The 12,831-nt window shown below is 66.5% G+C and carries 8 protein-coding genes; 5 read left to right on the forward strand and 3 right to left on the reverse strand.

The window, feature by feature from the left end:
* Nucleotides 1-120: 120 nt before the first annotated feature.
* Nucleotides 121-1,527 (reverse strand): APC family permease, encoded by a 1,407-nt coding sequence (locus BAU06_RS04690; RefSeq protein ID WP_066344943.1) that lies wholly within the window; start codon nt 1,525-1,527, stop codon nt 121-123.
* A 346-nt stretch (nt 1,528-1,873) separates the two neighbouring features.
* Between BAU06_RS04690 and tcuC the strand changes: the two genes are divergently transcribed.
* Together tcuC and BAU06_RS04700 are read left to right on the forward strand one after the other, a co-directional pair.
* A complete protein-coding gene (gene tcuC / locus BAU06_RS04695) occupies nt 1,874-3,181 on the forward strand; it encodes an MFS transporter (RefSeq protein ID WP_066344944.1) in 1,308 nt (435 codons plus the stop codon).
* Nucleotides 3,182-3,211: 30 nt separating this feature from the next.
* A complete protein-coding gene (locus BAU06_RS04700; RefSeq protein WP_066344945.1) occupies nt 3,212-4,000 on the forward strand; it encodes a substrate-binding domain-containing protein in 789 nt (262 codons plus the stop codon).
* A 34-nt stretch (nt 4,001-4,034) separates the two neighbouring features.
* Here BAU06_RS04700 and BAU06_RS04705 read toward each other — a convergent pair whose 3' ends face one another.
* Nucleotides 4,035-4,376 carry a winged helix-turn-helix transcriptional regulator gene (locus BAU06_RS04705; RefSeq protein WP_066344951.1) on the reverse strand — a complete coding sequence of 114 codons (342 nt, stop codon included), beginning with the start codon at nt 4,374-4,376 and terminating at the stop codon, nt 4,035-4,037.
* Between the two features lie 160 nt (nt 4,377-4,536).
* On the opposite strand from BAU06_RS04705, the gene BAU06_RS04710 reads away from it, so the two are divergent.
* Together BAU06_RS04710 and BAU06_RS04715 are read left to right on the forward strand one after the other, a co-directional pair.
* Complete coding sequence (locus BAU06_RS04710; protein WP_066344957.1) at nt 4,537-5,607, forward strand: alkene reductase; 1,071 nt, start codon at nt 4,537-4,539, stop codon at nt 5,605-5,607.
* A gap of 193 nt (nt 5,608-5,800) precedes the next feature.
* The gene (locus BAU06_RS04715; protein WP_066344961.1) at nt 5,801-7,414 is read left to right on the forward strand and encodes an ABC transporter substrate-binding protein; all 1,614 of its coding nucleotides are present in this window, start codon (nt 5,801-5,803) and stop codon (nt 7,412-7,414) included.
* A gap of 76 nt (nt 7,415-7,490) precedes the next feature.
* Here BAU06_RS04715 and BAU06_RS04720 read toward each other — a convergent pair whose 3' ends face one another.
* A complete protein-coding gene (locus BAU06_RS04720) occupies nt 7,491-11,615 on the reverse strand; it encodes a CheR family methyltransferase (RefSeq protein WP_066344963.1) in 4,125 nt (1,374 codons plus the stop codon).
* 287 nt (nt 11,616-11,902) lie between these two features.
* Here BAU06_RS04720 and BAU06_RS04725 point away from each other — a divergent pair, with 287 nt between their 5' ends.
* Nucleotides 11,903-12,826 (forward strand): LysR family transcriptional regulator, encoded by a 924-nt coding sequence (locus BAU06_RS04725; protein ID WP_066344965.1) that lies wholly within the window; start codon nt 11,903-11,905, stop codon nt 12,824-12,826.
* The last annotated feature ends 5 nt before the right edge of the window (nt 12,827-12,831 follow it).

Here is a 12,831-nt window from a genome sequence, read left to right on the forward strand (position 1 = left end):
CGGCCATTAGGGGGAAATGCGCCGCTTGCCCGCCATGGCGGGAGACAGCCGCGCGGCCATTCTACCGCGCCGGCCCCGTGCTTACTCGCGCGCCGCAAGGCCGAGCCGTTCCCGCCCGAATCAATCCAGCTTCTCCGGATCCAGCCGCATGCCGCCCCGCTGGCGCGTCGCCAGCGTGATCCCCCACATCACCACGCCCAGCAGCAGCAGCCAGCCCGCCACCTGGTACTGGATGGGATCGCGGCCCGTCAGCGGCGTCACCAGGAACAGGCAGGTGGCGGCGCCCAGCCAGGGCACCACGGTCCGGACGCGAAAGTGTTCGTGCGAGACGCGGTCGCGCCGCAATACCAGCACCGCCACGTTCACGAAGGCGAACACGCCCAGCAGCAGCAGCGCCGTCGTGCCGCCCAGCGCCCGGATGGCCTGCGATTCGGCGCGCGACACCAGCACGGTCAGGCCAAGGCCGATGGCCGTGGTAAACAGAATGGCGGCCCAGGGCGTGCGATTGCGCTTGTGCACGCGCGACAGGAAGCCCGGCAGGACGCCCTGGTTGGCCATGCCGTACAGCAGGCGGCTGGCCATCATCATGTTGATCAGCGCCGAGTTCGCGACCGCGAACATGGAGATGACGGGCATGATGGTGTCGGTGGGCAGGCCGGGGGCGGCGCGCTGGACCACCAGCACCAGCGGCGTGTTGCTCGCCGCCAGTTCGCCCACCGGCACCAGCGCCACCGCGCAGATGGAAACCAGCACATAGATCGCCGCCGTCAGGCCCAGGCCGGTCAGCATGACCTTGGGAAAAATGCGGTGGGGCGCATGGGTTTCCTCCGCCATGTTCACCGAGTCCTCGAAGCCCACCATGGCGAAGAAAGCCAGGGTGGTGGCCGAGGTCACGGCCAGGAAGACGCTCTTGTCTTCCGGCGTATCGAAGGCGATGGCGCGCGAGAAATCCGCCTGGCCGCCGGCGATCGCCCAGAATCCCAGCAGGATCACCAGCAGCAGGCCGCTCAGCTCGATGAGCGTCAGCACCACATTGGTCTTGACGCTATGCGCCGCCCCGCGCAGGTTCAGCAGCATGACCAGCACCAGGAAGCCCAGCGCGCCCCACGTGACGATATCCGGCGCGGCATCCATTCCGATGGCCGCGAACAGGTTGGCGGCGAAGGCCCGCGAGGCCGTGGCCGCCGAGGTCAGGCCCGAGCACATCACCGTGAAGCATACGATGAAGGTAAGAAAGTGCACGCCGAAGGCCTTGTGCACGTACAGGGCCGCGCCGGCGGCCTGCGGATATTTGGTGACCAGTTCCAGGTACGAAAGCGCCGTAAGCAGGGCCACCACGAAGGCCACCAGGAAGGGCAGCCAGGCGGCGCCGCCGACCTCCTTGGCAACCTGTCCCGTCAAGGCATAAATGCCGGTTCCCAGGATGTCGCCGACGATGAACAGCAGCAACAGCTTGGGCCCCATCACGCGGGCTAGCGGCGTGTCAGAGCCGGCCGGCTCCGCGGTGGGTACTCGATTGGTCGACATGTCAGGTCCTCCCCGTTTTCCTTATGGCCGGCTCGCGCGCCGCCCGGCAACACGGCTCTCGATGCATCCATGCCGGCAAAGCGGGGGCGCCATGGGCCACGCGGCCTGCCAGCCCATCCGTGAGCGGGAAAGCAAGTGGCGGGCCCGGGCAGCACAGATGCGCCGGGGACGTAACAGATCGGGCCCCTTTAATGCGCCGGTCAGGTGCGAGGGCTAACGTTACACCTGTGGCGGTCCGGGCACAGATGCCCGGTCGCATGCCCGTTGCACTGTCCTGGTGGCGAATAGAAAGATTGCTCTTGTCCGGATGCAAAGGGCACCTTGCATTCCAGAAAGGACTCAGAGCATGCAGCAATCCCAGTCGGCGGAACGGCCCTCCGCCTTGAACCTCGCGCGCAGCGTCGTGCGGGTGACGGCCGGTAACTTCCTCGAGCAGTTCGACTTTTTCCTCTTCGGCTTCTATGCGACGCAGATCGCGGCCGTCTTCTTCCCTTCCAGCAGCCAGTTCGCGTCCCTGATGCAGACCTTCGCCGTCTTCGGCGCGGGATTCCTGATGCGGCCGCTGGGCGCCATTGTGCTGGGCGCCTATATCGACCGGGTCGGACGGCGCAAAGGCCTGATCCTGACACTCTCGCTGATGGCCAGCGGCACCATACTGATCGCCTTCGTCCCGGGGCACGCCGCCATCGGCCCGCTGGCGCCCTTGCTGGTTCTGCTGGGCCGGCTGTTGCAGGGCTTTTCGGCGGGTGCCGAACTGGGCGGTGTGTCGGTCTACCTGGCCGAGATGGCCAGCGAGGGCCGCAAGGGCTTCTATACGAGCTGGCAATCCGGCAGCCAGCAGGTATCCATCGTGGTGGCCGCGGCCCTGGGCTTCGCGCTGAATCAATGGATGGATTCCGCCACCATCGCCGCCTGGGGCTGGCGCATCCCCTTCTTCGTCGGCTGCCTGATCATTCCGTTCATCTTCGTGCTGCGCCGCCGGCTGGAGGAAACCCAGGCATTCAAGGCCCGTTCGCACCGTCCCGGCCTGCGCGAGTCCTGGGTCGCGCTGGTGGTGAACTGGCGGCTGATGGTGGGCGGCGCCTTGATGGTGGCCATGACCACCACCGCTTTCTACCTGATCACCGTGTATGCGCCTACCTTCGGCAAGACCGTGCTGCACCTGAGCACCTCGGACAGCCTGCTGGTGACGCTGTGCGTCGGCGTATCGAACTTCATCTGGCTGCCCATAGGCGGCGCGATCTCGGATCGCATCGGGCGCAAGCCCGTGCTGCTGGCGATGACCGCGCTGGCCATCGTCACGGCCTATCCTGCCCTGTCCTTCCTGGCCGATGGCCCGACCTTCACCCGGATGCTGGTCGTCCTGCTGTGGCTCTCCTTCCTGTACGCCGTCTACAACGGCGCGATGGTCGTCGCGCTGACGGAGGTGATGCCGGCGTCGGTGCGCGTCGCGGGGTTTTCGGTCGCATACAGCCTGGCCACCGCGATATTCGGCGGCTTCACGCCGGAAATCTCCACCGCGCTGATCCACGTGACCGGCGACCGCGCGGCGCCGGGGTACTGGATGACGTTCGCCGCGCTGTGCGCCTTCGTTGCCACGCTGGCCTTGTATGCCCGCCGCCCGGCGGCCGCCCGCATGGCCACGCAGTCCTGATTTTTTCCACTCTCAGCTATCGAGGAGACCATGAAGATATCCCTACGCACCCTGGCCCTGGCCGGTTCCCTGCTGGCGGCATCGCTGGCCGGCGCGCCGGTCCAGGCAGCGGAACTGCACGTGCTGATTTCCGGCGGTTTTTCCGCCGCCTATGAAAAACTGGGTCCCCAGTTCACCGCGGCCACGGGCAATACGCTGGTCACGGAGCATGGTCCCTCCATGGGCAAGTCGGCGGAAGCGATTCCCAACCGTCTGGCCCGGCACGAACCGGCCGACGTCGTCATCATGGTGGGCTACGCGCTGGACGACCTGATCAAGCAAGGCCAGGTCGGCAAGGATTCGCGCGTGGAGCTGGCCGACTCGCCCATCGGCATGGTGGTACGGCAGGGACATCCCAAGCCGGATATCTCCACCGTGGCGGCGCTCAGGAAGACCCTGCTGGACGCCAAGTCCATCGCCTATTCGGACAGCGCCAGCGGCGTCTACATCGAAAAGGAGATGTTCAAGAAGCTGGGGATAGAAGACCAGGTCAAGTCCAAGGCCACCATGGTCCCGAAGATCCCGGTGGCGTCCCAGGTCGCCAATGGCAAGTATGAGGTCGGCTTCCAGCAGGTGGCCGAACTGCTGCCGGTGCCCGGCGTGACCTTCGTGGGCAAGGTGCCCGCCGAAGTCCAGTCCATCACCCGCTTCGCCGGCGGGGTGCCGGCGGCTTCCAGTCATCCCAAGGAAGCCGCGGAACTGCTCAGGTTCCTGGCATCGGCGCAGGCCCAGCCCACCGTGAAGCAAACGGGCCTGGACCCCGTTCCCGGCAAGAAGTAAGGGCAGGAAGCAAGGCCCGGCGGCGCGGCGGGGTTCAGCCCGCCGCCGTGTCCTTCGCGTCGAACAGGTTTTCCCTGCCCCAGGTGGCCAGCGCGCGCAGCACGGGTTCCAGCCGGCGGCCTTTTTCCGTCAGGTGGTATTCGTTGTGATCGCTGCGATCCGCCGAAGGGCGGGTTTCCAGCACGCCTTGCTCCACCAGCTTGCGCAGCCGCGTGGCAAGAATGTTCTTGGCCAAGCCCAGGCCTTGCTGGAAATCGCTGAACCGGCACTGGCCCCGCAGGGCCTCGCGCACGATCAGCAGGCTCCACCAGTCGCCCACCGCGTCCAGGGACCGGGCGATAGGGCAGGGGTCCTCCGATAAACATTTGCGCCGCATTTGCTGTCTCCCGCCAGATGGTCTGGTCCCCGCGTTCTGTCCCGGCGGTGTCGTCCCCGCATTTCATGGTTGCAATGTTAAACCATGATGCGTATCATGAGCAAGGTTTCAACATTAAACAATGCGCCGGCGGCCGGCGCGCCTACCCCCGGGGTGCCCCATGACGACGCTATTCGATCCCTTGTCCATCGGCGATCTGCATTTGCCCAACCGTATCGTGATGGCGCCGCTGACGCGCCTGCGCGCCCGTGGCGGCGTGCCCAATGCCTTGATGGCTGAATACTATGAACAGCGCGCGTCCGCCGGCCTGATCATCAGCGAAGGCACCCCGGTCTCGGAGGACGGCGTCGGCTACCGGCACGTGCCCGGCATGTGGAGCGATGCGCAGACGGAAGGCTGGAAGCTCGTGACGGAAGCCGTGCACCGGCGCGGCGGCCGCATCATGGCCCAGATCTGGCACGTGGGGCGCATTTCCCATCCGCTGCTGCTGCAGGGACGCCTGCCGGTCGCCCCCAGCGCCATCGCCGCGCAAGGCCATGTCAGCCTGCTGCGCCCGCAGCAGCCGTACGTCGTGCCGCGCGAGCTCGCGCTGGAAGAAATCCCGGCCATCGTCGACGCCTTCCGCCAGGCCGCGCGCAATGCCAAGGCCGCCGGCTTCGACGGCGTCACCATCCACGGCGCCAACGGCTATCTGCTGGACCAGTTCCTGCAGGACGGCTCCAACCACCGCACCGACGCCTATGGCGGCAGCGTGGAAAACCGCGCGCGACTGATGCGCGAGGTCGTGGACGCCGTGCTGGAGGTCTGGCGTCCCAACCGCGTGGGCCTGCACCTGGCGCCCCGCTCGCCGTCCTACTCGATGTCGGACAGCGACCCGGCGCGTACCTTCGGCCACGTGGCCAAGGCCATGGGCGAACGTGGCCTGGGCTTTCTGTTCATACGCGAAACCGCGGGCGAGGGCGCGCTGCTGCCCATGCTCAAGCGCGAATTCGGCGGCATATGCATCGCCAACGATGGCTACGACGGCCCCACGGCCGCCGACGTCGTGGCGCGGGGCGAGGCCGACGCGGTGGCCTTCGGCAGGTCGTACATCGCCAATCCGGACCTGGTGGAGCGCCTGCGCCGCCACGCGCCGCTGAATGCCGTGGATACCGCGACCATCTACGACCTGGAACACTGCGGCCCCGGCGGATACACGGACTACCCCGTCCTTCAGGCGCGGGCGGCGTGAACCGGCGACGCCGGCACGGGTAATCCCGCACCGGCGCGCGATCCGCCCGGTATCCCGCGTTGCTAGAATGGCCAGCCACGGGCCAGCCATGCCCGGGCAGGCGGGGTCCGCGGCGGTGCGCATGGCCTGGCGCGGCTCCCCGATACACACCGTCCCCGCGCCGCCGCGCAAGGGACCGGCACAAGGGGAACCGATGATCGCACGCAAATCCATCGCGGCGCTTGCCGCCATCTTCGCGCTGGGCATGGGCGCCGCGCAGGGCCAGACGCTACGTATCGGGCTGGCGTCCGAACCCACCTCGATGGACCCCCACTACCATCAGGCCACGCCCAACGACGCCCTGTCGGCCCACGCGTTCAATACGCTGGTGTCCGCCGATGCCGGCATGAAGCTCGCGCCCGGCCTGGCCACGGCATGGAAACCGCTGGACGACACCACCTGGGAGTTCACGCTGCGCCAGGGCGTGAAGTTCTCCAACGGCGCGCCGTTCACCGCCGAGGACGTGATCTTCACGTTCTGCCGGGTGTTGAACAACCCGCAGGCCATCGCCGGCTCCTACGCCAACATCGCCCGCAAGATCGACAGGATCGACGTCAAGGACGGTGCCACGCTGGTCGTCACCACCAAGGCGCCGTATCCGCTGCTGGCGAACGAGCTGACCCGCATGTGGATACTCTGGAGCGGTATCGTGCAGCACGGGCAGATCCGCTTCGACCCGCAGCACAATTGCGGCGTCACCGGCCCATGGCCCAAGATGGAAGACTTCAATTCCGGCAAGAACGCCATCGGCACGGGGCCCTATGCGCTGAAGTCCTTCGTGCGCGGCACCGCCGTGGCGCTGGAGCGCAACGACGGCTATTGGGGCAGCAAGCCCGCCTGGAAAGATGTGGTCATGACGCCCGTGCCCAACGCCGGCCCGCGCCTGACCGGCCTGCTGGCCGGCGACTTCGACCTGATCGAAAACCCGGCCGCGCGCGACCTGAAACGCCTGGACGGCGACAAGCGCTTCAAGTACGTGGTCACGCCTTCGGTGCGCGTGCTGTTCCTGCAATTGGACGTCGGCCGCAGCCCCAGCCCGCAAGTACACGCGCCGGACGGCAAGAATCCCTTGCAGGACCTGCGCGTGCGGCAGGCCATCTCGATGGCCATCGACCGCAAGGCCATCGCGCAGCGCATCATGGATGGGGCCGCCACGCCGGCCTATCAATTCCTGCCCGACGGCATGTTCGGCGCCTTGCCCCACGCCCCCGAACTGAAATACGACCCCGCCGCCGCGAAGAAGCTGCTGGCCGAAGCGGGCTATCCCGATGGTTTCGCCATGACGCTGGCCGCCACCAACGACCGCTACATCAACGACGCGGCCGTGGCGCAGGCAGTCGCGCAGTACTTGTCGCGCATCGGCATCAAGACCGATGTCAACGCCATGACACGCTCGGTGTTCTTTCCGCAGCGGGCCAAGCGCGAATTCAGCTTCGCCATGGGCGGATGGGGGTCGGATACCGGCGAGGCCTCTTCATTCCTGACCTATTGGGTCACGTCCCTGGATACGGCCCGCGGACTGGGCACCAGCAACTACGGCGGATACTCGGATCCGGAGTTCGACAAGGTGTTCAGGCAGGCCATCACCACGGTGGATCCGGCGCAGCGCGAAAAACTGCTGCGGCAATCCGTGCGGCGCGCCCTGGACCAATTACCCAGCATCCCGCTGCATTTCGAAAGCAGCGCATGGGCATTCCGCTCCGACATCGCCTACGAAGGGCGGGCAGACCAGTTGACGCTGGCCGGGTCGGCGAAGCCGGCGCGTTGACGATGAAGGGGCGGCTTGCCCCGCCCATCGTCGCCTTCGCGAGCGCGCCGCGCGGCCGCATCGGCCAAGCGACCGCCTACTCGCCCGCCTGGCGGGTTTCTTCCCGCGCCAGCGTTTGCCTGATCACCTTGACCAGTTGTTCCAGCGGCACCGGCTTGCCCAGGTGCGCCGTGAAACCGGCGGACATCGCCTTGTCCACGTCGCGTTTCGCGCCATAGCCGCTCAGCGCGATGGCCGGCGTGGCGATGTTCTTCTGCCGCATGGCGTTCAGGAATCCGTAGCCGTCCATCTCCGGCATGCCCAGGTCCGATATGACGATATCGAAAGCGGTACGCGCCAGCGCGTCCAGCCCCGCTTGTCCGCTGCTGGCGGTATCGACGCGCGCGCCTTCCATTTCCAGCAGCGCGCCGAAGGTATCCAGGATTTCCGGCGAGTCGTCCACCAGCAGGATGGCGATGCCTTCCAGCGCGGCGGCTTCGGGCGGCACGCCCGCAGGGTCGGCCGGCCCATAGGCGTGGGCGGACAGGGGCAGCCACACGGTGAAGGTCGAGCCCTTGCCCTTGCCGTCCGAGGCGGCCTCTATCCGGCCGCCGTGCGCCTGCACCAGCTGGTGCACGACCGCCAGGCCGATGCCCAGGCCCATGCGGCCGCGCAATCCATCCTGCCCACGGTCCTGGCTATACATCTCGAACAGCCGCGGCAGGAACTCCGGGTCTATGCCCTCGCCGGTATCGCTGATCGTCAGGCGCGCCATCTGGCCGTCGCGATCCAGCCGGATGGTGACGGTGCCCTCCGGCGGCGTGAACTTGATGCCGTTATTGATCAGGTTCCAGACGATCTGCTCGACGCGCACCGGGTCCGCATCGATATAGAGCGTCGTGTTGAGGTCGTAGGCCTTGTCCAGCGTCACGCCCACGTCCGCCACCGTGGGTTGCACCACGTTGACGATGCCGTCCACCGTGGCGACCAGGCTGACGGTGGAGCGGTTCAGCTTGAGCTTGCCCGTCTGTGCCCGCGCGATATCCAGCAAATCCTCGATGATGCGCGCCTGGCTGCGCACGGCGCGCTGGATCGCATCGGCTGCCCGCGCCGCGCTGGCGGTAGCCCGCACCTGCGGCGTGCGCACGAGCAGTTCCGCATTCAACTGGATCAGATTCAGCGGATGCTTCAGTTCATGCGACATGACGGCGAAGAATTCGTCCTTCAGCGTGTTGTCCGCGCGGCTGCTTTCCAGCCGGCTTTCCTGTTCCATCTCGCGGTGCTTCTGCGCCGTGATGTCGCGCGCGATCTTGGCGTAGCCGGTGAACAGCGGGTCGTCGATCGGGTTGATGCCACCCACGCAGAAAAGCCGGGTGCCGTCCTTGCGCTTGTGCCAGCGCTCGTCGGGCGCATACCCCTCGCGCCGTGCCCGTTCCAGTTCGTGCCGGGGAATGGCGGCGTCGATGTCTTCCTGGGTAAAGATCAACGAGAAGTGCTGGCCCACCGCTTCCGTTTCGGCATAGCCGAACATCTGCTGCGCGCCCATGTTCCAGGTGGTGATGACCCCGTCCTGCCCCATCGTGATGATCGCGAAGTCCTTGGTGCTCTGCGCCATCGCGTTGATGCGCGCCTCGGCGTTGCGGCGGGCCGTCACGTCGATGAAGGTCAGGACCGCGCCCTCGATGCGATGCTCGGCGCTGCGATAGGGCAGGAGCCGGGCCAGGAACCAGCGGTTGTCCGCGCTGCGCACTTCGCGCTCGATGGTACGCAGGGACTCGAACACCGCGGCCGCATCCTGCGCCAGGTCGGGATAGTCCAGCCGGTGCGTGATGTCCAGCAGCGAACGTCCCGCGTCGTTGGCGATCACGCTGAAAATGTCGGTGGCCCGCGGCGTGAACCATTTGATGCGCATTCCGCGGTCCACGAACACCGTGGCGATGTCGGTGGACGCGATCAGGTTCTGCAGGTCGTCGTTGATCTTAGCCGTTTCCTCGACCTTGCTCTTCAGTTCGGAATTGACGGTGATCAGCTCTTCGTTCACCGATTGCAGCTCTTCTTTGCCCGTCTCGAGCTCTTCCGTGGTGGAGCGAAGCTCTTCGTTGATGGCCTGCAGTTCCTCGTTGGACGCCTTGAGTTCTTCCGTGGAGGTCTCGGATTGCTCCATGGTCAGCTGCAGCTGCTCCTTGGTGCGCTGAAGTTCGGCTTCCAACTGGGCCAGCACGCTGCTGGGCACGCGCGACTCTTCATCGCTCTCGTGGGTGCTCATCACGGCATCCACCTCGTCAAAGATGACGAGCATGAATTCGTTGCCGGTTTCGTCGTGCCGGAACGGGCGCACGATCATGTTGATGTAGACCTTGCTGTCGCCCAGCGTCATGGCCACGCGGCGGGCCTCCACGCTCTTGTGGGAATGCAGCGCCTGGAACAGGGCGGTGCGCAGTTCCATGCGCAGGTCCGGGTACACCAGCGCGGGCAGGCTGCGCGAGGGCTCGCCGCCGACGTGCCGCAGGAAACGTCCCGCCCGCTCGGACATGTGGACGATGTTCGAGTCGCGGTCGACGATCACGCTGGGCGGCGCATAGTGTTCCAGCGCTTGCCGGTGGATGTCGGCGAATGACGTTCGGTTTCCTCGCACGGCGTGGACGGGTACGGAAGCCTGCGGCAGTTTGTCGGTGCCCGCTATCGGCAGCAGGGGAACGGGGCGGTGTTGGGAGGCCGTGTTCTTGGCCTGGTAGATGCGGTGGCGCTTGTCGACGACCGCGAACAGATTTTCGCACGCATCGGCCGACTCGGAACTGCCCAGAAACAAATAGCCGCCGGGCTTGAGCGCGAAGTGGAACATGCGCAGTACGTCGGCCTGCACTTCGCGATCCAGGTAGATCAGCAGGTTGCGGCAGCTTACCAGATCGAGTTTGGAAAAGGGCGGATCGCGCAATACATTGTGCGGCGCGAACAGTACCCGTTCCCGGAGCTCCTTCCTGACCCGGTAATTGGAGCCCTCCCGCGTGAAGAACTGCTGCAGCCGCGCGGCCGGGACATCGGTCTCGATGGCGCCGGGATAGACCCCGGCACGCCCGATGACCAGCGAGAATTCGTCGATGTCCGTGGCGAACACCTGGATTTTCGGCGCGGCGTTGCGGGCATCGGCCTCGGCGCACAGCAGCATGGCGACGGAATAGGCTTCTTCGCCGCTGGAGCAGCCGGCCACCCAGGTGCGCACGTGCGTGGGCACCGGCCCGTTGTCCCCGCCGAAGAGATTGCCGACGATGCGTTGCTCCAGGATCTCGAAAGATTCCCGGTCGCGGAAGAACTGCGTGACACCGATCAGCATGTCGCTGAGCAGCTTCGGGGTCTCGTCCGGCTTCTCGTGCAACATGGCGGCATAGGCCGGCATGTCGGGCAGCCCCGTCACCTGCATGCGGCGTTCGATGCGGCGCAGGACCGTGGCTTTCTTGTAGTGCTTGAAATCGTGACCGGTGCGGGCGCGCAGCATCGCCAGGATGTCCCGCAGCGCCGCGCGGTCGTTCGCGGTTTCGTGCCCTTCGTCCGGCCGCTCGCCGGCGTCCCGCTGCAGGTCCGCCGGCGGCGGGATATGGATGCGCCCCATATTCTTGGCGATGGCAAGCAGGCGGGCCGGGATTGCACTCACGGGCAGCACGATGTCCACCGCACCGGTGGCGATGGCGCTGCGCGGCATGGTGTCGTGCATGGCGTCATCGGGGTCCTGGGCCAGGGTAATGCCGCCCTGCTCCTTGATGCGGGATAGTCCCACGGAGCCATCGGAACCCCCGCCGGTCAGCACGATGCCCACCGCCCGGGTCTTGTGGACGTCCGCCAGCGTGCGGAAGAATTCGTCGATGGCGACGGGATCCCCCTGGGCGCGGACCGCATGCTGCACGCGCAGATAGCTGTCATTCATTTCCAGCCTGGCCGCCGGCGGGATGACGTAGACGTGGTCTGCCTCGATGGAGGTGTGTTTCGTTACCTGGACGACCGGCATGCTGGTGCAGGTTTGCAGGATGCGGTCCAGCACGCTTTCGTGTTTGGGCGACAGATGCACCACCACCACGAAGGCCATGCCGGGATTGGACGGCATGTTTTCGAAGAAGACCTTCAGCGTTTCGACGGCGCCGGCGGAGGCCCCGATGCCCACCACGGGAAACGGCAGGTGGCTGGGGAGCGCGGTGGATCTATTCCGCGGCGGCGGTTCGTTGTTCGACATAAGTCGCGCTGTGATCGGAAGCGGGAGAGCCATGATACCCGCCGGAACGGTGGTTTTCGGGTTTGCGGCGGCCTCTGGAAGACGGCCACGCCGGCGCCGCGGCCTCCCCTCGGACGGCGCCCCGATCGCGGCGGCTGCCAGCAGCAAGTGCGGTGCAGGCACCTTTTGCGGGAAATACCGGATCGTACCAAGCCCCATGGCGGTGCATGCTGTGGCCGCACGCCGAAGGCAAAATTGGCGCGCATATTGCTTGATGCTGGCGTCGATGCCGCCTTTGGATAGCCGGGATGCTGAACCTGAATGAATTCACCACCTTCGTGGCGATCGCCGACGCGGGAAGTTTTTCGTCCGGCGCGGAGCGCCTGGGCATATCCCGGCCGCTGGCCACCAAGCACGTCGCCGACCTGGAGCAGACGCTGGGCGTCAAGCTGATGCATCGCAGCACCCGCAAGATCGGCCTGACGCCCGCCGGCAGCCTGTTCTACGAACGCTGCAAGCGGCTGATGTCCGACGCCCAGCATGCCGTGCGCGAACTGGAGCAATTCCGCGCCGCGCCGGGCGGCCATGTCAAGGTCAGCGCGGCCATCGCCTTCGGCCGGTTGCACCTGATTCCGGTGATCACGCGATTCCTCGCCCGATATCCCGGCATCACGGTCGAGTTGAACCTGACGGACAAGTTCGCCGACCTGATCACCGGGGGCGAGGATGTGGTCATCCGCACGGCATGCGAGCCGCGCCTGTTGTCGCTGGTGGCGCGCCCGCTGGCGCCCTGGCGCTTCGTCCTGTGCGCGGCGCCGGCCTACCTGGCGCGCCATCCCGCGCCCCAGGCCCCGCAGGACCTGGCGCGCCACAACTGCATCGTGTATTGCTCCAACGCCCAGGGAGAATGGCGCTTCCGCAGCGCGCGCGGGGATGAAACCGTGCGGGTGCGGGGCAACTTCAAGGCCAACAACGCCGATGGCGTGCTGCAGGCTACCCTGGCCGGATTGGGGGTGGCGGCCATCACCACCATGGCGGCGGCGGAGGACATCCGCGCGGGCCGGCTCGTGCGGCTGCTGCCGGACTATGTGCTGCCCGAGGGGGTGATGTACGCCTCCTATCTGCCCAATCCCACCATGGCGAACTGTGTGCAGACCTTCGTGCGTTTCCTGGAGGCGGCCTTCGCGCCGGGGCCTTATTGGGAGCGGGACCTGGAATTCGCCAAAGTGTGAGCCGC

The organism is Bordetella bronchialis (assembly GCF_001676705.1).
GTDB lineage: Bacteria > Pseudomonadota > Gammaproteobacteria > Burkholderiales > Burkholderiaceae_B > Bordetella_C > Bordetella_C bronchialis.

Bases quoted from the DNA above. Each gene is read 5' to 3' on its own strand.
- BAU06_RS04725 (WP_066344965.1), top strand. From the start codon at position 11,903: ATGCTGAACCTGAATGAATTCACCACCTTCGTGGCGATCGCCGACGCG.
- BAU06_RS04700 (WP_066344945.1), top strand. From the start codon at position 3,212: ATGAAGATATCCCTACGCACCCTGGCCCTGGCCGGTTCCCTGCTGGCG.
- BAU06_RS04720 (WP_066344963.1), bottom strand. From the start codon at position 11,615: ATGTCGAACAACGAACCGCCGCCGCGGAATAGATCCACCGCGCTCCCC.
- tcuC (WP_066344944.1), top strand. From the start codon at position 1,874: ATGCAGCAATCCCAGTCGGCGGAACGGCCCTCCGCCTTGAACCTCGCG.
- BAU06_RS04715 (WP_066344961.1), top strand. From the start codon at position 5,801: ATGATCGCACGCAAATCCATCGCGGCGCTTGCCGCCATCTTCGCGCTG.
- BAU06_RS04690 (WP_066344943.1), bottom strand. From the start codon at position 1,527: ATGTCGACCAATCGAGTACCCACCGCGGAGCCGGCCGGCTCTGACACG.
- BAU06_RS04710 (WP_066344957.1), top strand. From the start codon at position 4,537: ATGACGACGCTATTCGATCCCTTGTCCATCGGCGATCTGCATTTGCCC.
- BAU06_RS04705 (WP_066344951.1), bottom strand. From the start codon at position 4,376: ATGCGGCGCAAATGTTTATCGGAGGACCCCTGCCCTATCGCCCGGTCC.